This is a genomic window from Staphylococcus sp. mip270_02, assembly GCF_054031535.1.
Map to the genome: position 1 here is coordinate 2002278 of NZ_CM132934.1, position 21999 is coordinate 2024276.

20 protein-coding genes are annotated in these 21999 nt (G+C 33.0%); 1 reads left to right on the forward strand and 19 read right to left on the reverse strand.

All coding sequences use genetic code 11. The features are described from left to right. Nucleotides 1-99 precede the first annotated feature (99 nt). From ACW5YJ_RS09445 to ACW5YJ_RS09510, 14 genes are all read right to left on the reverse strand, one after another. Entirely contained in the window at nt 100-633 is a 534-nt protein-coding gene (locus ACW5YJ_RS09445; protein ID WP_017724338.1) for a glycerol-3-phosphate responsive antiterminator, read from the reverse strand. A gap of 11 nt (nt 634-644) precedes the next feature. Next, nucleotides 645-2639 carry a DNA mismatch repair endonuclease MutL gene (gene mutL / locus ACW5YJ_RS09450; RefSeq protein WP_457338110.1) on the reverse strand — a complete coding sequence of 665 codons (1995 nt, stop codon included), beginning with the start codon at nt 2637-2639 and terminating at the stop codon, nt 645-647. 12 nt (nt 2640-2651) lie between these two features. Beyond that, nucleotides 2652-5306, reverse strand: coding sequence for a DNA mismatch repair protein MutS (gene mutS, locus ACW5YJ_RS09455; protein ID WP_107551869.1), 2655 nt, complete (start codon nt 5304-5306; stop codon nt 2652-2654). Between the two features lie 435 nt (nt 5307-5741). Further along, entirely contained in the window at nt 5742-6230 is a 489-nt protein-coding gene (thiW, locus tag ACW5YJ_RS09460; RefSeq protein ID WP_017724335.1) for an energy coupling factor transporter S component ThiW, read from the reverse strand. Nucleotides 6231-6271: 41 nt separating this feature from the next. Continuing rightward, nucleotides 6272-6631: a YlbF/YmcA family competence regulator gene (locus ACW5YJ_RS09465; protein ID WP_017724334.1), complete on the reverse strand. Its 360-nt coding sequence runs from the start codon at nt 6629-6631 to the stop codon at nt 6272-6274. After that, on the reverse strand, nt 6631-8172 hold the full coding sequence (miaB, locus tag ACW5YJ_RS09470) for a tRNA (N6-isopentenyl adenosine(37)-C2)-methylthiotransferase MiaB (RefSeq protein ID WP_017724333.1): 1542 nt from the start codon (nt 8170-8172) through the stop codon (nt 6631-6633). The genes ACW5YJ_RS09465 and miaB overlap by 1 nt, the downstream gene beginning before the upstream one ends. 471 nt (nt 8173-8643) lie before the next feature. Further along, on the reverse strand, nt 8644-8940 hold the full coding sequence (locus ACW5YJ_RS09475; protein WP_017724332.1) for a thiamine-binding protein: 297 nt from the start codon (nt 8938-8940) through the stop codon (nt 8644-8646). Nucleotides 8941-9048: 108 nt separating this feature from the next. Continuing rightward, nucleotides 9049-9945: an NAD(P)/FAD-dependent oxidoreductase gene (locus ACW5YJ_RS09480; RefSeq protein ID WP_457338111.1), complete on the reverse strand. Its 897-nt coding sequence runs from the start codon at nt 9943-9945 to the stop codon at nt 9049-9051. A gap of 65 nt (nt 9946-10010) precedes the next feature. Then, on the reverse strand, nt 10011-10400 hold the full coding sequence (locus ACW5YJ_RS09485) for an RrF2 family transcriptional regulator (protein ID WP_017724330.1): 390 nt from the start codon (nt 10398-10400) through the stop codon (nt 10011-10013). Between the two features lie 72 nt (nt 10401-10472). After that, nucleotides 10473-11096, reverse strand: coding sequence for a poly-gamma-glutamate hydrolase family protein (locus tag ACW5YJ_RS09490; RefSeq protein WP_457338112.1), 624 nt, complete (start codon nt 11094-11096; stop codon nt 10473-10475). A 117-nt stretch (nt 11097-11213) separates the two neighbouring features. Continuing rightward, nucleotides 11214-11846, reverse strand: coding sequence for a poly-gamma-glutamate hydrolase family protein (locus tag ACW5YJ_RS09495; protein WP_107552053.1), 633 nt, complete (start codon nt 11844-11846; stop codon nt 11214-11216). A gap of 383 nt (nt 11847-12229) precedes the next feature. After that, nucleotides 12230-13096 (reverse strand): 2-oxoacid:ferredoxin oxidoreductase subunit beta, encoded by an 867-nt coding sequence (locus ACW5YJ_RS09500; protein WP_017724327.1) that lies wholly within the window; start codon nt 13094-13096, stop codon nt 12230-12232. After that, complete coding sequence (locus tag ACW5YJ_RS09505) at nt 13097-14857, reverse strand: 2-oxoacid:acceptor oxidoreductase subunit alpha (protein WP_119604215.1); 1761 nt, start codon at nt 14855-14857, stop codon at nt 13097-13099. 115 nt (nt 14858-14972) lie between these two features. Beyond that, nucleotides 14973-15761, reverse strand: a complete 789-nt coding sequence (locus tag ACW5YJ_RS09510) for a TIGR00282 family metallophosphoesterase (protein WP_017724325.1) — start codon at nt 15759-15761, stop codon at nt 14973-14975. A 166-nt stretch (nt 15762-15927) separates the two neighbouring features. Between ACW5YJ_RS09510 and ACW5YJ_RS09515 the strand changes: the two genes are divergently transcribed. Beyond that, on the forward strand, nt 15928-16143 hold the full coding sequence (locus ACW5YJ_RS09515) for a hypothetical protein (RefSeq protein WP_017724324.1): 216 nt from the start codon (nt 15928-15930) through the stop codon (nt 16141-16143). A 217-nt stretch (nt 16144-16360) separates the two neighbouring features. On the opposite strand, the gene rny is transcribed toward ACW5YJ_RS09515, so the two are convergent. From rny to ACW5YJ_RS09540, 5 genes are all read right to left on the reverse strand, one after another. Then, nucleotides 16361-17920: a ribonuclease Y gene (gene rny, locus ACW5YJ_RS09520; protein WP_017724323.1), complete on the reverse strand. Its 1560-nt coding sequence runs from the start codon at nt 17918-17920 to the stop codon at nt 16361-16363. Nucleotides 17921-18403: 483 nt separating this feature from the next. Continuing rightward, nucleotides 18404-19453: a recombinase RecA gene (recA, locus tag ACW5YJ_RS09525; protein ID WP_017724322.1), complete on the reverse strand. Its 1050-nt coding sequence runs from the start codon at nt 19451-19453 to the stop codon at nt 18404-18406. Between the two features lie 173 nt (nt 19454-19626). Then, on the reverse strand, nt 19627-20769 hold the full coding sequence (locus tag ACW5YJ_RS09530) for a CinA family nicotinamide mononucleotide deamidase-related protein (protein WP_017724321.1): 1143 nt from the start codon (nt 20767-20769) through the stop codon (nt 19627-19629). A 206-nt stretch (nt 20770-20975) separates the two neighbouring features. Beyond that, entirely contained in the window at nt 20976-21551 is a 576-nt protein-coding gene (gene pgsA, locus ACW5YJ_RS09535) for a CDP-diacylglycerol--glycerol-3-phosphate 3-phosphatidyltransferase (RefSeq protein WP_017724320.1), read from the reverse strand. 51 nt (nt 21552-21602) lie between these two features. Then, the gene (locus ACW5YJ_RS09540) at nt 21603-21995 is read right to left on the reverse strand and encodes a helix-turn-helix domain-containing protein (protein ID WP_457338113.1); all 393 of its coding nucleotides are present in this window, start codon (nt 21993-21995) and stop codon (nt 21603-21605) included. Nucleotides 21996-21999: the final 4 nt, after the last annotated feature.

The window sequence follows — 21999 nt, forward strand, 5'->3', positions numbered from 1 at the left end:
AGCTAGCTCATTTAATGCGGCAATGAGATTACCTTATGCTTAAATGGCTAACTTTTGAATTTAATTTGTTGTTTTTGAATTAATTAAAGTACTATCGATTTACCATAAATGTCTATCACTTGTGGTAATATATTTAGCACCATTTTCGACCGCTACTTCAACTTCATCTACTGTGTTGATTAAACCTCCAGCTATTACAGAAGTATTTGTTTCTTCATTAATAATTTGAATTACTTTACTGGCAATTCCTGGTAAAACTTCTACATAATCAGGTTCTACACGTTTAATTAATTCTATGCTTCGTGATAAAGCGTGACTATCTAATATAAACACTCGAAAAACAGTCGTTGTATTCAATGATTTCGCCTTATTGATTACCTTTGTTTTAGTAGAAACTATACCCTTAGGATGATAATTTTGTATGATATATTCACATGCAAATTCATCATGACTCATACCTTTAATTAAATCGATATGCATATACGTTTCAATTTTGTTCTTCTTAAGTAATTCCATAATGCTTTTAACATGTCCAATATGTGTATCTAGTAACACACATTCTTTATAATCCGTTTGTATCATTTTCTCCAAGTCTTTCATTGATCGAATAGCTGGTAAAATATGTGGTTTCATCCACTAACCTCCTAGATAATTCGTTTGAACAGTCGCTCTAATTCATAATTTGAAAAGTTTATAATAATCGGTCTGCCATGTGGACAAGTAAAAGGATCTTCAGTTTCTCTTAATTGATTAACTAAATCGGCCATTTCATTATTTTTCAAATAGTGATTGGCTTTAATAGATTGTTTGCAACTCATCATAATCGCAGCTTCTTCACGTATTTTTTTGACATTAACTTTCTTATGCTCTAATACATATTCAATCATATCTTTTATAATTTCTTCCGCTTCAGACGCAGGGAACCAAACTGGATAACTATCTACTATATAATCATTACCACCGAATGGTTCTAAATGCACACCAACTTTATCTAATTCTTCTTTGTGTTGATTTATAATCATCAGTTCATCTGTAGAAAAGTGGAACGTTAAAGGAATTAATAAATTTTGGATTTCATTTGAAACTTCACCAATTTTCTCTCTAAAATACTCATATTTAATCCGTTCTTGAGCCGCATGTTGATCAATCATGTACATACCTTGTTCGTTTTGAGCGATTATATATGTACCATGGACTTGGCCAACTACTTCCATATAAGGTACACGTCTTGAGGCATCTTTACTAACACTACCTTTGATATCTTGACTTGCGATATCTTGCTCCATGTCATCTTGGTTAAAAGTTTCGTGTCGGTTCTTCTGATCGAGCGTTGATTCTTGTTCATAAGTATCCATTTCATTTAATAACGCTCTTTGCGATTGTGCATACTCGTCATTATTGACATCTGTTTCCTGTATAGTTGATTGAACATCATTATTATTAGGCTTATTTTCAGTATTATATTTTAATTGAGTTTGCGATTTTGGTTCATGACTTTCATGGTTTTCATAGCCTTGTACCTCATCACGAAAAGGTTGTTGTTGAAGTTCGTTTTGTTGTTTACGTTTTTCAAAATCCATTTTTTGCTGTTCAAATTTATCCAGCACTTTATTTTTCTTAGCGATTTTATCCATGTCGTTTTGCGGAATTAAAATACGATCTTGAAATGCATCACGAATTTTTTCAACTATTAAGTCAAAGAGTTGATCTTCTTTGGAAAGTCTTACTTCTAGTTTAGTTGGATGTACATTGACATCTACTAGTATAGGGTCCATTTCTATATTAATGTAACAAATAGGGAATCGGCCAATCATCAATAGCGTATGATAACCTTCCTGAATTGCCTTATTAAGTAAAAAGTTTTTAATGTATCTACCATTTATAAAAATAGAAATATAATGTTTATTACTTCTAGAGTGCTCAGGTTTTGCGACATAACCTTCTAAATGGTAATCACTCGTATCTCCAGTAATATGAACTAAATCTTTAGCTACTTTCATACCATATATTTCAGCCATAACTTCATTTGTACGGCCAGAACCATTTGTCTTAATAATAGTCTTACCATCAGAAATCAATGAAATACGTATATCAGGATGACTCATTGCCATACGATTCACAATATCCGTTATTTTACCTAATTCTGTATATAAACTTTTAATATATTTGAGACGTGCAGGTGTATTATAAAATAGTGATTCAACTAAAATATCTGTACCACGTTTAGCTTTTGCTGGTTTTTGATTAAGAATTTCACCATTTTCGACATAAATTTCTTGCCCTTCTTCATTATCTGTACAAGTCTTCAGTGTCACTTTCGACACTGAAGATATACTTGCTAAAGCTTCTCCTCGGAAGCCTAACGTACGTATATGGAACAAATCGTCATCTTGATCTAATTTACTCGTAGCATGGCGATGAAATACAAGCCCTAAATCATCTATGGCAATCCCAGTACCATTATCGACTACGCGGATAGACTCAACACCAGACTGCGCTACTTCTATATTGATTTCGGTCGCTTGGGCGTCAATGGCATTTTCTAATAATTCTTTAACTACTGACCCTGGACGTTCAACAACTTCTCCAGCAGCAATTTTATTTGCTAATGATGTCTGTAACTCTTTAATTTTACCCATTTGACTTCACCTCTATTTCAATTGTCTTTGTAATTCACTTAGTTTCACAAGTGCTTCTATAGGCGTCATATTAGATAGGTTTAATGTTTTAATTTCATTTTCAATTTCACTTTGTTTTGCAGAGGTATCGAATAAATCAAATGCCGCCTGTTCAAATTGACTTTGCTCTTGGCTAGCAGATTTCTTAGCATCTGGTGTTTGATATTGATACGTTGCATGTGAGTCATTTACTGAATCATTAAATGGCTCGTTGCTACTATTCTCTAATTCTACAGTATTTACGTCAACTTTAGTTTCTTGTTTATTGCTTTGTTCAAAAGCATCTAATATTACTTGAGCTCTATCAATCACTGCATCTGGTAAATTTGCTAATTTAGCTACTTGTATACCGTAACTATCATCAACCGCACCGTCTTTCACCTTATGAAGGAATATCAATTCACCTTTATATTCATTTGCTGCAACATGTACATTTTTCAAACAAGGCAACGACTGATCTAGTGTAGTCAATTCATGGTAATGTGTTGAAAATAACGTTTTAGCATTTGAAGTATGTGCAACATATTCAATCATCGCTTGGGCTAATGCCAAACCATCATAAGTAGATGTACCACGTCCTATTTCATCAAAAATGATTAGACTATCTTCAGTAGCATGAGCAAGTGCTTTTTGCGCTTCTAGCATTTCAACCATAAATGTACTTTTACCTGAAACTAAATCATCGGCAGCACCAATTCTAGTAAAAATCTGATCAAAAACAGGTAATGTTGCCGATTCACATGGCACATAAGCTCCCATCTGCGCCATGATACTAATAATGGCTACTTGTCTCATATAAGTTGATTTACCTGACATATTTGGACCAGTAATCAAATATATAAATGTATCTTGATTAAGTGCACAATCATTAGGCACGTAGTCATTATGATCCATCACACGTTCTACAACTGGATGTCTCGAATTAATAAGCTCTAACGTTTTATCTTCGCTAAAAGTAGGTCGTGAGTAATTATATTTTTGAGCAATTTCTGCAAAACTTTGTAAACAATCAAGCTCCGATATCACTTTTGCTTGTTTTTGTAATCGCTCTGTATATGATTTAATTTGCTCTCTAAGCTCTACAAATAATTGATACTCTAATTCAATTGCTTTGTCTTCAGCTCCTAGGATAATATCCTCTTTTTCTTTCAACTCGTCTGTTATAAAACGTTCGGCATTTGAAAGTGTCTGCTTTCTATGATATCCAAAATCTGTAGGGTCAAAACCTTGTAAGTTAGCTCGTGTGATTTCAATAAAGTAACCAAATACTTTATTGAAACTGATTTTCAGTGATTTAATACCAGTTCTTTCACGTTCTTTGGCTTGTAATTCTGCTAGCCATGTTTTTCCGTTTTTTGAAGCTTCCAAATAACTATCTAATTCACTGTTAAAGCCAGCTTTAAACAAGCCGCCTTCTTTAACTGAAATCGGTGGTTCTTCTTTTAAACTTTCTTCTAATAAAGCTAATAAATCATCTAAAGGTTCTAATGCCTTAAACTGTGCAGTCATTTGTTCATCGAAATCTTCTAATAAGTGTTTAATATTTGGTATTTCTGAAATTGAATGTTTCAACTGAATCAAATCACGTGCATTGACATTGCCATAGCTCACACGTCCCACTAATCTCTCAATATCATATACTTGATTTAAATGATTACGTAAAGTGTCTCTTTCAATAAAATGATTTATAAATTGACTAACTGTATCTAAACGAGACTCGATTTGTGATTTTTGAATAAGTGGACGATCAATCCATTGCTTTAAGCGTCTAGCCCCCATGGGTGTTTTAGTTTCATCCATTAGCCATAACAATGTACCTTTTTTAGTTTTCAAACGTATACTTTCAGTCAATTCTAAATTACGTTTTGCATAGAAATCCATTTTCATAAAATCAATAGCTTCGTACTTAATTACGGTTTCAATATGTGATAAATCTCTTTTTTGTGTATGGTGGATATAATCTAACAATAGTTGAGTTGCATTAAACAAATATGTTTCCGTCATATTATTCACTTCATAACTCGCATTAGAAATATCTGATAACACAGTAATTGTCTCGGTAGTTAAACTAATTTGGCGTTTTAACGTTTCACCAATTTCTTCATTAACAACGATTTCATTAGGATTAATTGTTGTAATTTCATTAATTAATGTCGCTTCATCTTCAAAATGAGTAGCCTTCAATTCACCTGTTGATACATCACAATAACTTAATGCATATGATGAGGCACCTTGAATAAAACTTAATATATAATTGTTTTGCTTTTCATCGACGCCGCCTTGGTCCATCACTGTCCCCGGTGTAACTATACGTACCACTTCTCGGCGAACCATACCTTTTGTCTGCCTTGGATCTTCCATTTGTTCACAAATAGCTACTTTATAGCCATTACTGATCAAAGTTTCAATATAACCATCCGCAGAATGATAAGGCACGCCGCACATTGGTATTGGGTCTTCTTTTTTAGCGTCACGTTTTGTTAATGTTATTTCTAAAACTCTAGATGCAACTTTAGCATCCTCGAAAAACATTTCGTAAAAATCCCCTAGTCTAAAAAATAAGAGACAATCTTGATATTGCGATTTGATTTTTAAATACTGTTGCATCATTGGCGTTTGATTTGTCATATTAATATGTCACAGTCCTTTTTTAAATTCTTATGTATTGGTTTTCATTTAAACTTTTTGTTTTATAAATTAATTTAATGATTACTTTTCATCAACGATCAGGCACATTTACTTACTGAATATACATGCGATACCGTGCGTTTCTGAATACTTTTCATTGATTTTTTAATCATACCCGCTCATATTCTTTAACTAATTTAGTTAATTTAACTCTTAAATTTTAACATATGTTTTCAATTTTCGCCCATTTATTAAATTAATATACAGACCCTTGTTTATTAACTTAATCTTTTCATAAGTTAAAGATTAATTAAGAACAAAAAAATTAAGACAACTTTGTAAATGATTGATTTAATAGATATACTTCTGCAGTAAATCTATTAAACCATACTCATATTAGTAACAAAGTGCCTTAACTTGATTTATTAAGATTGATTATAAATATTTTTTTAATATACCTTTTCTTTTCAATATCATTAAAATGATGTAACTAATGATGGCACCAATAACACTTGATACAATAAAGGCTGTCATTAAAGGTTTAACGGCAAAGTTTGAAAAGCCTAAAATCCATGCTAACGGTATGCACATTATACTACCAATAATGCCTGTACCTATTACTTCTCCTACTGCTGCCATAAAGATATGTTTACGATAAAAATAGAAACCACTAGCAAGCAACACGCCTACCATACTTCCCGGAAAAGCAAAGAAACTTCCTGTACCAAAAATCATACGTATGATAGATGAAATAAAAGCTTGAGCAAGCCCAAACCATGGCCCTACTAGTACAGCACATAACACATTAATCAAATGTTGAATTGGCGCTGCTTTAACTGGACCTAACGGGATTACAATAATACTACTTAACACAACGTTTATAGCAATAAAAATTGCAGTTAGCGTTAACTTTCTCGTCTTCATATGGCTCATTTCCTTTCCAACAAGTTCCACCACAATCTCTGTTAATCTTTATCTCCATGTTGTTGATTTAAACGATCTGACATGGTACTAATCATCATTTGTAATAAATCATTAGCTTCAGTCTGTGATTCTCTAAACTCTTCTACAATAGGTAAAATATTAATATCTTCTTCAATATGCTGAATTTTATCCTCAGAATCTTTCAATGCTTGCGTCTTACCGTAATTTTGTAAGTTAACCGATTGCTTTTGATTTTTTTTTAATTCTTTCATTCGCTGCTCTATATTTTTATTTTGATGTATTTGCGATTCAACATTATGATATTCCTTAACCGTATCTAAAGATTTAATGCGTTCGCTAATACGATCCGCTTCGGCTAAAATTTCTTCTTTTTCATACATTATGGTGTCACCATCGCTTGTTTACTTACATTTAAGAATGTACCATTAAGAGAAAATTGTTTCGCTTCATCTACTTGTACATCTACAATTTTGCCAATCATAGATTTAGGCGCTTTGAAGTTGACTAATTTGTTTTTTGAAGTGTAACCGGCTAAGACTGTTTCGTCTTTTTTACTAGATCCTTCACATAAAACTTGTACAACTTTGCCTTCATATTCTTGCATAGCACGTTCAGAATAGTATGCAACCTTTTTATTCAATTGTTGTAATCTATCTTTTTTCACGTCTAAAGGCACATTATCTTTCATTTTAGCTGCTGGTGTACCATCTCTTTGAGAATAAATATACGTATATGCATGTTCAAATTCAACTTCATCATAAAGTGTTAATGTTTCCTCGAATTGTTCATCTGTCTCGTTTGGATAGCCAACTATGATATCAGTAGTTAAAGCAACATTAGGAATTCTTGACTTGATGCGATTAACTAAGTCTAAGTAACTTTCACGTGTGTATTTACGTCCCATAATTTTAAGCACGGCATTGTTACCCGATTGAACTGGAAGATGAACATGAGGAACTATATTTCCGCCGTTAGCAATAACCTCAATCATTCTATCTGTAAAGTCCCAAGGATGACTTGTTGTAAACCTGACTCTTGGAATATCAATTTGAGAGATATCCTCTAACAAATCACCTAAACCGTATGCTAAACCGTCTATATCTTTGCCGTAAGCATTAACATTTTGGCCTAACAATGTAATTTCTTGATACCCTTGACGTGCTAAATCTCTTACTTCTTCAATGATATCTTCTGGTCGTCTACTACGTTCCTTACCTCTTGTAAACGGAACGATACAGTATGTACAAAACTTATCACAACCATACATAATATTCACCCACGCTTTGATATTGCCTTCTCTTACTTTTGGAAGGTTTTCAATGACATCGCCTTCTTTTGACCAAACTTCAACTACCATCGCTTTTGATAAATAAGCTTCTTCAAGTATTTCTGGTAAACGATGAATATTATGTGTGCCAAAAATCATATCTACATTTTGATATGATTTTAAGATTTTATTTACGACAGATTCTTCTTGGGACATACATCCGCAGACACCAATTACTGTTTCTGGTTTCTCTTTTTTCAAATGTTTTAAGTTACCGATTTCACTAAATACTTTATTCTCCGCATTTTCGCGGATTGCACATGTATTAATTAAAATTACATCTGCCTGATTAATATCTTCTGTTGGTGTATAACCTAACGCCTCTAGGATACCAGCCATTACCTCTGTATCATGCGCATTCATCTGGCAACCATATGTTTTAATTAAAAATGTTTTTCCCTGTCCCATATTTCTATATTTCTCATCTATTTGAAAATCACGGTTATAATTAATTTCTTCTTTACCGCGTTTACGAGCTTCTTTTAAACTTGGCGGTTGATACACATGTTCAAAATACTTGCTATAGTCTTTTTCCTTTTTATCTCGTTCAGCTAAAATATCGATAGAAGTACTTTTTCTTTGTTCTTCATTCACTCTACAAAACCCTTTCTATATCATAAAAACTAAGAACAAGTATTTTAAAATATCCCTCAAGATTTTGTTTTTCAACCTTGACGTTCAAAGTTCTATAAATTTATCCATAGTCATTATTATATTATATTAAATTTGACTTCAAAGTGCAAAAAGACTAACAAATAATCAGTTTATTGCACAATATTCTCAATACTAAGATTATCAAATCACAATTTAACGTTTTAAAATACAAATGAGGGAGCGGGAAAGAGCTTCTGACTGAAATCATATCTTTCTAAAATGATTATGTCTGAGCTCCACTTCCTGCTCCCTTATATAATTAAGCTCTAATTCACTTAATACATGATTTTATCTAAAATTTAGGCCATTCATATTATTTTGTCTAATCTACACTCGCTAAACATAAATAAAGGTTATAAACAAACTCCGCATTTACAGTTTGTCTTTTAATGTAATTTCACGTGTTAAATTTTAAACTTCGTCGTATTTTCCGGTAAGCGTCTCAATAGTAATACCTTCTGGTACATGATAAAACTTAACTTGACTTATTGTACTAGGTATTTCTAATTCAACCATACGCTCATTTAATTTTTGAATTAAGATTAGGCACTCATTCATTTCACCTTGAACAGTTGTTTCTAATGGCCCAACTCTGTATGTTAATCCCGAATCATCAATGACTTTAATTGCTTCATCTACGTAGGGAATAACATCTTCTCCGTTGGCTATTTTAGGAATAATCTGAATACTCATCAAAGTATCATTCATGTTATTACAACCCCTTAATTATTTAACTTATTGTTAGTTTATCAAATTATAAGTTAAAGGCATAGTTAAAAGTGAATGAATATATTAAAGTATTATAGCGCCTAGTAATCAAAAATCTTCTTCTATCTGTTTCATCATCATCATTTTTGCAATCACGCCACCATTAGCAGCTGAATCTAATAATTGACCTGCAAAATTATCTTTAGCTTCACCAGCTACATACAACCCTTCAACAGATGTCTCTCCGTATATATTAGTTTCGAATTTACCATCTTCGTCTCGTATCATACTTAATTTATTTAAGAAATCAAATTGTGTATCCCAATACATCTTAGCAAATGCACCTTCTACTGAAATAATTTGCTCATCGTTTAACTCAATGCCATTTAAACGTCCATTGTTGCCAATCAATCGTGCAATAGGTTCGGTATAGATATCAATACCTTTTTTGTCAAGCAATACTTTGTCTTCTTCAAGAACCTTCTTTTCTCCATTTGTAAACACGACTAAGTCTTGTGAAAAGTTACTTAACAGTTTGACCATATGAAGCATCATTTCACCTGAATAAATAACTGCAAGTTTTTTATTACGCATTTCATAACCATCACACCAAGGGCAATAAAAGATAGATTGGCCATAAAAGTCATTGAAATTTGTAATATTAGGACCTTGTTCTCTTAATCCTGTAGCTAATAACACTTGTCTTGCATTAAATGTCTGATCTTGTGTCTTAACTATAAATTCCTTATCTATTTTCTCTATTTGTTCTACATGTTCTTCCAAATAAGTAACATCTTTATATTTAATTACGTCTGCTTTAGCTTTTCTTTTGAATTCGGTTGGTGTAACACCATCTTGCGTTAAAAAACTATGTGACAGTTGAGTAACACTATTACGTGGTTTATCCTCATCGATTACAAGTGTTTGTTTCATACCTCTACCGAAATTTAGTGCAGCATTTAATCCTGCTGGACCTCCACCAATGATAATTACATCATAATACATTTGCCTCGCTCCTTTATAACTTTTAAAGACTCTTAATATCTGTAATTAGGTTGAATTATAAGAACTTAGCTATTAGCTAAGTCCTTTAACGTCTTATCTTCTAAATTGGTAATTAAACTATGCTCTGCTTCGTCCATAATTTGTTTAATTGGACATTCTTTAGCATGATTAAAACTATCTTCTAATAAGCTTTGCTTGCCATCAATGGTAATAATGACTTCATATATCGAAACGTCTTCCCAACCAGTTTTTAATTGATAGCCACCTTTCGCGCCACTACTAGCTGAGATGATGCCCACCTTTACAAGGCGTGTCAATATTTTCGATAAATATGTTGTTGAGACTTTTAATGCTGTTGCTAAATCTTGTACTGGAATCCTACTTGATTCACCATTACTTTTAATCATATATAAAAGTGCATGTAATGCGTAGTCTGTCGCTTTAGAACATTTCATATTTTATCAACTTCCTAATTGTAGATATCGTTAGTCTACAATAACTCAATTAGTGATAATTTGCAATCACTATTATTGAATGTTCTGTATAGATTTCACGATAGCAGTGGTAAATCCATCCATAAATTGACTCCAATTATGTTGATCTTCACGACTTTTTTTATTATATTTTTGGTTGTCAAAACACTTTTTTCTTAATCCAGGAGTTAACTCTAATTGTACGCCTGCGCCTGTTTTGCAACAATTAATTATATTATCATCATGAGCACCTGAAATATGTTCTGGCGCTTGCTCTACGCTTATATTCAATTGCCTAAATTGCTTAGTCATTTCATAAATAAGTTTTTGATCTTTTCCACCGACATAGATAATATTTTCATTACCTTCACAACCATGAATTGCTACTGCACATGTTTTGTTCTTTATCATTTTCATCAATTCAGACTGATCATAATTTCGAGAAGTTACATGTAAATCTTCATTCCCTTTTGATTTAGTACCTTTAAAAGAAAAATAATCATACTTACCTTTTTGCGCAGTTAAATCAGCAATTTCAGTTGTACCAGGTTCGATACCTCCGCCGTGCATCGCAGTGATAATTACTTGACTATCTAAGTAACGAGATACAATTTCCCAGTCACTATGTTCAATAGTCTCCGCTTCCAACTCTGACATTGAATTATACTTATCAGTCATATAAAAACTCCTTCCAAAGTTTCTATATTTGTATTTCCCAAACCCCATTCCTATTAACTTAAGATTTTGTAAAGGGCAACTTAATATTTTTAATTATCAAACACAATATAATTATATTTATATAGTTCCCTCTACATTGTTTATCGCTTTATTTATAGCTGTCGAAAATAAATACATAAGTTGTGACCAATTCTGTCTATTTTCTCTATCATTTAAATTATACTTATTATTGTTAAAGTATTGTTTTCTTAATGCCACAGTTAATTCTAGTTGAACACCAGCGTTTTTTTGACCAGCATTGACAAAATTATCCGTATGCATACCTGATATATGTGAAGGCGCCGGTTTAACAATGATGTTTACTTTTTCCAGTTGTAATTTTATTTCAGATGCTAGTTCAAAGTCTCTACCACCAATATAAACTTCAGGAACATTCCCCATACACCCATGTAAAGATATAATGCTATGATGACTAGACACCATTTGCGTAAGTTTTGGTTCATCAAAATGTCGTGATGTAACATGTAATTCATTATTTTTATTATTTCTTATACCTTTAAAAGTATAAAAACTATGGTTACCTTGCTCACTAATTAACTGTGCTATTTCTGTCGTTCCTCGCTCAATTGCCCCACCATGAATTGCAGTTATGAGTGTTGATGATTTCTTACTTACTGTTTGTATTTCCCAGTCATTATGTTCTGCAGTCTCTGCAACCAATTCAGTCATCGACTTAAATTTATCTACCATAACTATTGCCTCCGTTAATTAATAACACTATGAAATTTTATAGCAATTTCACATTTAAATCAAAACAAAAAACCGTTACAATACTTAACGATGTTAAGTTTTAGAACGTAGACAAACCTAGAAGATAGTTCAGTTAAGGTTTGTTTATTTACATTTATATAATTGTTTGAAAAATATAAGTTTTCTTTTATCAATTAATTTATATACTATATTTTTCACTTCGTTATTAGCATAGATTTGGGCCGTTTCCTATAGGAAGGATGCTAGACTAAGACTACAGGCTAAGGCAGTGCTCGCGGAAAGCATATACAAAAAGACTGTCAACAAAGCCGAAGACTTTGTTGACAGTCTGTTACTTAACGAAGTTAAGTTTTACTATATATTTATACGAATTGTTTTGTTAAGGCTTCAAATTGCGCTTCATCAATATGAAGATCTTGTTTAGCAAGTGGTGTACCATTCATTTCTTCAATTTGCGATTCATAAGATGGCGTTTCTGAATCCTGATAAACAATACCTTTAAGCAGTGAATTATATTCTAAAACTTTTTGAGTCGCTTTTTGTTTGTCAGTTGTGTCGAAGTCTTCGATTTCTTCAATACTTGTTAAATTTTCTTTAAACCAGTCGTAAGTATTAACTTTATTATATGTTACACAAGGTGAAAATACATTTACAAACGAAAATCCATCATGATTAATGGCGTCCTCAATCATTTTCGTAAGTCCTTTGATATCGCTTGAAAATCCTTGTGCTACAAATGTTGCTCCTGATGAAAGTGCTAGTTCTAATGGCGCAACATTTTGTTCGATATTTCCTTTTGGTGTGGATTTGGTTACAAAACCTTGTGCTGAAGATGGTGATGTCTGTCCTTTGGTCAAGCCATAAATTTGATTATCCATTACAATGTAAGTCATATTCATGTTTCTACGTAAAGCATGGATTGTATGTCCCATACCTATCGCATAACCATCGCCGTCACCGCCTGAAGCAATTACTGTTAAATCTTTATTAGCCATTTTCACGCCTTGAGCAAGTGGCAATGAGCGTCCATGTATACCATGTACACCATAAGAATTTACATATCCTGACAAACGTCCTGAACAACCGATCCCAGTAATAATAGCTACTTCTTCAGGTTCTAACCCTACATTTGCAGCTGCTTTTTGAATCGCTGCTTGCACTGAAAAATCACCACAACCAGGGCACCAATTGGGTTTTACATTATTTCTAAAGTCTTTAAATGTTGCCATTTATACCAACTCCTTTATTTCTTTAGCAATTTCTAGTCCTTTAGCTTCAATTTCTCTTGGTAAAAATGGTGTACCATCATATTTGGTCTGATTAATTAATTTGTCACCTAAATTTACATTCATTTTTAAAATGCTAGCAAGTTGTCCTTGATAATTATGTTCCACAACAACAACTTTAGAAGCTTTATCTACTTCTTTTTGTATCGATTCACTAGGAAAAGGATGTAATTGTCTAATTTGAAGATGGTTTACTTTTAGCCCTTCTTCTTCTAATCTAGCTTTTCCTTCTTGAATTGCACCTTTTGTTGAAATAAAGCCTAAATATAAAATATCTGCAACTTCATTTTCTGCAGCTAGCTCAACAGGATCTTGAATAAGTAAATGTTCTGTTTTACGCATACGTTTATCCATTTGCTGTTGTCTATTGTCTGCAGCTTCGCTTGTTTTTCCTTCTTCATTATGTTCAACACCGGTTACATGATGTATACCACCTTTAACACCTGGTATAGGTCTTGGTGATACGCCACTGTCTGTAAGGGCATAACGTCTAAAGTATGATTTATCATCTTCTTCACGTTCTATATCTGATTGGATGATTTCACCACGATTAATTTCAATTTTACTATAATCTAACTTTTCAACAGTCTGTTTACCTAATGATAATTGTAAGTCACTTAATATAATTACAGGACATTGGTACATTTCTGCTAAATTAAATGCTTCAATAGTTAAATAAAAGGCATCTTCAGCATCAGTCGGCGCTATTACAATTTTAGGGATATCGCCGTGTGTGCCATATATCATCTGCATTAAATCAGATTGTTCTTGTTTTGTAGGTAAACCGGTAGATGGCCCGCCACGTTGCGTATTAATAACTACAAATGGTGTTTCTGTCATACCTGACAAGCCAATTGCTTCCATCATTAATGAGAGACCAGGTCCTGCGCTCGCTGTAAACGAGCGAACACCTGCATAATTTGAACCAATAGCCATATTTGCCGCTGCAATTTCATCTTCAGTTTGAACAACTGTACCGCCAACCTTTGGTAGGTTTTCAATCATATATTCCATGATTTCAGAAGCAGGAGTGATTGGATAAGCTGCCATAAATCTAGATCCAGCTGATAAAGCACCTAGTCCTATCGCATCATTTCCAATCATATATAAGTGAGGTGCACCCTTTGTTTCCTCTAAAACAAAATCACCATCCACAGTAGTTAATTGTTCATGCATTAAACGATAACCTTCATTCAATGCTTCTATGTTCATTTCTACAACTTTGTCACCTTTTTTAGTAAACATATTCGTAATCAGCGTTTCAAAATCTGAAATATCAAAATCCATGATCGCACAAGTCGCACCTACTGCAACCATATTTTTCATTAAAGCAGTGCCTAATTCTTTTGCAGTCGCAGTAAAAGGTAAATCTATTAATTGTGCGCGACAATCGTCTGGTTTTTCAGGTTTTGCTTTACTATCCGCAATAATCACACTATCTTCGCGCATTTCTTGATGGTTTAGCTCTATTGTTTCTTGGTCAAATGCAATTAAGATATCTAAGTCATCGCTAATTGCATGTACTGGCGTAGTAGAAACTCTTATTTTATTATTTGTGTGGCCGCCTTTAATCCTACTTGAAAAATGACGATATCCGTATAAGTAGTATCCCTTACGATTCATAGCAGTCGCGAAGATTTCTCCAGTAGATTCAATACCTTCGCCTTGTTGTCCGCCCACTTTCCATGATACTTGTGATTTCATATCATCTTGCCTCCTAGTGGTTATAATAATTCATTATTCATCATATCAAAAAATACCACTCTATTACTATGTTAAGAGTGGTATTTTTCAAATTCATACTAATGGACGATACTTTTTAAAAGGGATGATCATCATTAATTAACACTCGTTCAATGTGTGTTGTTTTCCCTTCTTTATTAATATCAATAATAACGCCTGATAATACACTTCTGCCTTCGTCTGGTACTACGTGTCTTTGAGGTAAACTTGTAATAAATCGAGTAATTACTTCATCTCTATTAATTCCTAGTATACCATCATAAAAACCCGTCATCCCTACATCTGTGATATAACCTGTACCACCAGGTAAGATACGTTCATCTGAGGTTTGGATATGTGTATGTGTGCCTACTACCGCACTCACTTTACCATCTAAGAACCAACCCATTGCATTTTTTTCTGAAGTAGTCTCAGCATGAAAATCTACAAAAATATAGTCTGTTTCTTTTTGAGCCTCTTTGATAAGTGCATCAGCTTTTTTAAAAGGGTCATCTATATCTTGCATAAATGCACGGCCTTGTAAATTGATAATCGCTAATTTAATCTCATTGATCTGAATAAATCTCATACCTACCCCTGGCGCTTCTTCTGGGAAGTTCGCTGGTCTCACCATACGATTTGCCGATTCAATAAAATCATAAATTTGACGTTGGCCAAAAGTATGATTACCCATAGTCATAAAATCTACGCCTTCTCGCAATAGATCTTTATATATTTTTTCAGTTAATCCTTTACCATGTGCAGCATTTTCAGCGTTTACAATAGTAACTGTAGGACGATACGTTTGTTTTAATTTAGGTAAATACGTTGTAATAGCCTCACGACCTACTTTACCTACTATATCTCCGATAAATAATAATCTCATTTACATGTTCATCCTCTCTCTTAATGTTAGTTTAATGCAATTTATTTACGATGAAAAGTATCATTATAAAAATTTCATTAATTTAACTAAGTTTTAATCATAAAATTGGTGGTATAAATTATAGTAGGAATTAAATAATTCAAAATATAGGAGTTGGAAGTAATACATGGCAATTAATATTGACCCACAACATTTTGCTGACTTAGTTGTTACAGCAAACCCATCCAAAAGCGAAGATCCAGAGGATATAGCAAAAGAAAGTTTAGAACTATATATCCACGCTTATCGTTTAGCTGAAAGATATGCTAATATTTCAACAAACTGTTATGATACAGCTGAAATTATTAAAGAAGTTAAAAATGCTGATTTAGAATTAACTTAATTTTAGATTAGTCTTTTAGCACAAAATATTTAAAGTTAATTTGGAAATGAATATAAATGATTTTAACACCTCATATGTACTTTTAGCATATGAGGTGTTTTCATTTGTTAAGAATTATGTAAGCATCAAATCTATCTGCTAATTTAAATATAAAAAACAAACTAAACGATAATTTCGTTTAGTTTGTTTAAAAATTCATTGTTAAATATTTTAAATCTTATTTTGCATATTCAATTGCTCTAGTCTCACGAACAACTGTCACTTTTATATGACCAGGATATTGAAGTTCATCTTCAATTTGGCTCTTAATATCTCTTGCTAAGCGATGTGATTTTAAGTCGTCGATAGTATCTGGTGATACGATAACTCGAATTTCTCTACCCGCTTGGATTGCAAATGCTTTCTCAACACCATCATAGCTTTCTGAAAGTGTTTCTAGTCTTTCCAGTCTTCTAATATAGTTTTCTAAAGTCTCTTTACGAGCACCTGGTCTTGCTGCTGATAACGCATCGGCAGCTGCCACTAATATAGAAATAATAGAAGTCGGTTCGACATCACCATGGTGAGAATGAATTGCATTAATAACGGTTTCATTCTCAGCATATTTTTTAGCTAATTCAACACCAATTTCAACATGGCTTCCCTCAACCTCGTGATCAATTGCTTTACCAACGTCATGAAGTAGTCCAGCACGTTTAGCCAATGTAACGTCTTCTCCTAGTTCAGCTGCTAACATACCACTAAGGTGTGCAACTTCAATAGAATGTTTCAATACATTTTGTCCATAGCTAGTACGATACTGTAAACGACCTAAGATTTTCACTAAATCTGGATGCATATTATGCACATTTATTTCAAATGTAGCTTGTTCCCCAGCATCTCTAATAATATCGTCTACTTCTTTTCGAGCTTTATCTACCATATCTTCTATACGTCCAGGATGGATACGACCATCTGAAACAAGATTAACTAATGCAGTTCTTGCAATTTCACGTCTAATTGGGTCAAAACCAGAGAGAATTACCGCTTCTGGTGTATCATCTATAATTAAATCAATACCAGTTAACGTTTCTAAAGTTCTAATGTTTCTACCTTCTCTACCAATGATTCGACCTTTCATTTCGTCATTTGGTAAATTAACAACTGATACTGTTGATTCAGATGTATGTTCTGCAGCTAATCTTTGAACAGTAGTTGCTAATAACTCTTTTGCATTTTTATCGACTGCTTCTTTTGCTTCTTTCTCTTTTTCCTTAACAAGTATAGCAATATCTTGTGACAATTCCTCTTCAACTCTTTGAAGTTGCTCTTGTGCAGCTTCTTCTTGAGAGAGACCAGAGATGCGTTCTAATTCTTGTTCATGCTTATTTATTAATGTTTGAACACTACTCTCTTTTGCATCTACTTGTTGTTGTCGTTCTTCAAGTTTAGACTCTTTTTGCTCTAAAATCTCATCCTTTTTATCTAACAGGTCAGATTTTCGCTCTAAGTTTTCTTCTTTTTGTAGAAGTCTTGCTTCTTGCTTTTGAAGATCTGCACGCCTTTCACGAAGCTCATTTTCAGCTTTTTCTCTTATGACTTGGTTTTCTTCTTTAGCTTCTAGAAGCTTTTCCTTCTTGATATTCTCTGCTTCTTTATTACCTTGTTCGATAATATCATCGGCAGTCTGTCTTGCTTGTAATTGCTTTTGATGCAATATATTTCGGGCAACAACGTACCCTACAACAACTCCGAGAATAATACCTAGCAAAATGAGTAGGAGGCTTAACAAATTCACACAAACACCCCCTTTTATCTAGGATTTTGCTCTGTATATCAAAATTCAATATGATTATATGAAGTTATATAAGAATCATACAATGTAATTGTACGGTTTTAAACTAAGAAGTGTCAAGGTTTGACTACACAATAATTCAATATTTGAGGCATCTCTTTTACACTAAATTTACTTTAATGTTGGCTAAACCTTAATTTATCTTATTTTTGAAACGAAATCGTTTAACATAATATTTTTATATTCTTATATGAACTTCGTATATAAGGACAAAATATAATATATTTCATCCCTAATCATATTCCATTTAAGATATATCACTATAAAATCCTATAGAAATTACAACCAAAGAATAATAAAATTTCAAATTTTTATCTATATTAAACAAAAAACAAACTAAACGCCTTGTTAAGGGTTCAGTTTGTTTTACTACTAAATAAATACAATAACTTAATGATTCAAAATATATTATTGTAACTATTTAACCTATTCTTCTTCATCCAAAAGTGTCGCTGTATTTTCAGCTTCCGATTCTTCAACATCTCCATCAAATATACCTAATTTTTCTCTTAGCTTTCTATCTATTTCTGCTTTGACAGCAGGGTTTTCTTTAAGGTAAGATTTTACATTTTCTTTACCTTGTCCCATTCTGTCGCCATTATAAGAATACCAAGCACCCGACTTATCAACGATTTCATTTTCAACACCTAAATCGATTAATTCCCCCTCTTTAGAGATGCCTTTACCATACATAATATCAACTTCAGCAACTCTAAATGGTGGTGCGACTTTATTCTTAACAACTTTAATTTTAGTTCTATTACCGACAATATCTTGTCCTTGTTTTAATTGTTCCGCACGGCGTACTTCTAAACGAACAGAGCTATAGAATTTCAGTGCACGACCACCTGGAGTAACTTCAGGGTTACCGAACATAACGCCGACTTTCTCACGGATTTGGTTAATGAATACTGCAGTCGTATTTGATTTAGATATCGCACCTGAAAGTTTTCTTAGGGCTTGTGACATCAAACGTGCTTGTAAACCAACGTGTGTATCTCCCATTTCACCTTCAATTTCTGCTTTAGGTGTTAATGCTGCAACAGAGTCAACAACAACTATGTCTACAGCACCACTTCTTACAAATGCTTCTGCAATTTCTAATCCTTGTTCCCCATGGTCAGGTTGTGATAAATATAAGTTTTGAATATCAACACCCAATGCTTCTGCGTAAACTGGGTCTAATGCATGTTCAGCGTCAATAAAAGCTGCCACGCCACCATTTCTCTGAACTTCCGCAATGGCATGAAGTGCCACAGTGGTTTTACCAGAACTTTCTGGACCATAAATTTCTACAATTCTACCTTTAGGGTAACCACCTACTCCTAAAGCATTATCTAATGTTACAGAACCACTTGAAACACTTGAAACTTTGCGTGCTTCGTTATCGCCCAATTTCATTACCGCGCCTTTACCAAATGATTTCTCCATATTTTTAATTACTGTATCTAAAGCCTTTTGACGATCGTTATCCAATGTTGGACCTCCTATATGAGAATTCTCTCTGAAAAATATCTTAACCATACTATACCTTGATTTAGATTATTCCGCAAGTATTTTGCGAATATTTGTTCGCTAAAGAAAAGAGATAGCCACCCAAAAACAGAACACACGTACTATATTTTTAACTTTTAGCAAGGCGTTACTAGCTATTTAAATAAATTTAGCAACCTAATTAACACATAATTTTGCGTTCTACTTTTCATTAAATTTCTTTTGCGAGTCATTTTAAATGATTGTATCGTTAAGTTTTCGCCTTTTAAAACACCTAAATATACGATATCACCTTGACTCAATATCGAAATACCAACCTTTGCATTATATAAATCTCTTATAATTTGCGCTGTTATGGAAAGTTGAGATTCAATTGTATCATGTTCATTTATAAATTGTGAGTGATGAGGTAACATACCTCTCAACGTTTCACTATCATCAAAATTTTTCATTCTAGAATATAATTCACCGTCAGTCACACCATCATATATAGCAAAAGATTCATTAACTAATGACATAACAGCTTGTTCTAGCAGTATGTCGTCAGAACCATAATAATATTTACCAATGCGATTTAGTATTGCGCTTTTCACAGGCGCGATTAAATCCTTACATGCTTGCTGCGATGCCCCATTTGCAGTTAACCTTATATTTACTTCATGTGTTCCAGCGAGCGGTGCAATAGTTGGATTAGTTTGTTGATCTATCAAATCCATTAAGTCAGTTTCTACTTTTGACTCACCAATTCCGGCAAAACGTAGTAGTTCTGAAAATATAGTTTGCTCCCCATTAAGTAGATAAGGTAATAACTCATGTTTCGCCATTGGTTGCATTTCTTTAGGTGGTCCTGGTAACAAAGCAATTTTTTTATCTCCGTGATCAACAAGCATACCTGGTGCCATACCGACTTTATTTTCTAAAATATGTGCGCCTTCAATCACAAGTGCTTGCTGTCTATTATTTGGTGTCATGTCGATGTCCTGCTCTCTAAAATATGATTCAATATAATTTAGTGCATGTTCATCAATGACTAATTCATGTCCTAATATTTTAGCTACAGTATGCTTGGTTAAATCATCTTTTGTTGGACCTAAGCCACCCGTTAAAATCACTGTATCATATTGATTAAGGGCTTGCTTGACAACTCTTTCTAAACGCTGTGGATTATCCCCAATTACAGAATGCTCTACAACACTATGACCGACACCATTTAATAGCTTTGATAAATATTGGCCATTAGTATTAACAATTTGTCCAAGAAGCAATTCCGACCCTACTGCGATGATTGATATATTCACAAATACTCCTCCTCAAATAACAAAGTTCCAATTATCCATCATATGATTTTAATGTCCTTTGTTTATACAATACATTTTTACTTCCCTTAATTATAAAAGGAAAACCACGAAAAAACGAAAAATCTGACTTCATATCATTAAAACTTAAAAAAACTGGAAAATGTCTCTACTATAAGTACATCTTCCAGTTTATTAATAATTTTTAATTATACTTTAAAAACATCTTTACCTTTATAGAAATATTCTATGCCTGATAAAATTGTAAAGAATACACCAATATACAATAATACTTGTCCTATTGGGAAACCAACCCATGTAACTAATGGATCACCAAATAGTATCCAAATGATTGCTAGCATTGTGACTGCAGTTTTAATCTTACCTAATTGACCAGCAGCGCTTACAAAACCTTGTTCAATTTGCAATAAACGTAAACCTGTAACAGCAAATTCACGTGCTATGATAATAATAGCAACTACTGAATTTGTTAGCCCTAGTTGAACTAAAGCAATTAATGCACTGGAAACTAATAACTTGTCTGCAAGTGGGTCTAAAAATTTCCCCATATTAGTAACAAGTCCCCACTTTCTTGCTAAATAACCATCTAAGAAATCACTTAACGATGCAACAATAAAGATCACACCACTTATTAATAATTCAATTTTAATTTCATATCCACCGATAAATGAAAGGTTACCAAATCCAAAATCTACTAATGCAAAAACAAGAAATATTGGAATTAGTATAACTCTAAACACAGTTATCCAATTCGGTATATTCATACAAAGTCCTCTTTTCTATTTATAACTTATAGTTTATGTTTGTTTGCCACTTTAAAATATCAATACTGAGAATACCCACAACAATGCTGTAATAATAATCGCTAAACTAATCACAACACCAACTTGTAAAGGTTCTTTATTTTTGCTGCGGTATGTTGGTTTGTCATCATTAGCGAAGACTGCAATTGTTTGATGTATCGCTTCATCATTATTGGGAATTTCTTCTCTGTGTGCATTAATCAACTGTACTGAATCAATATTCACTGCTTTAGCATATTTTCTAATAAAACCTTCCGCATACTCAGCTTTTTTTAATGATTCGAAATCATTATTTTCAATCATCACTAACGTTTGTCGTTTAATTTGTGTACGCGATTCTAATTCATTTAATGTCATACCTAAACGTTCTCGTCGTCCTTTTAATGTCTGACCAACTAAGCTCACAATA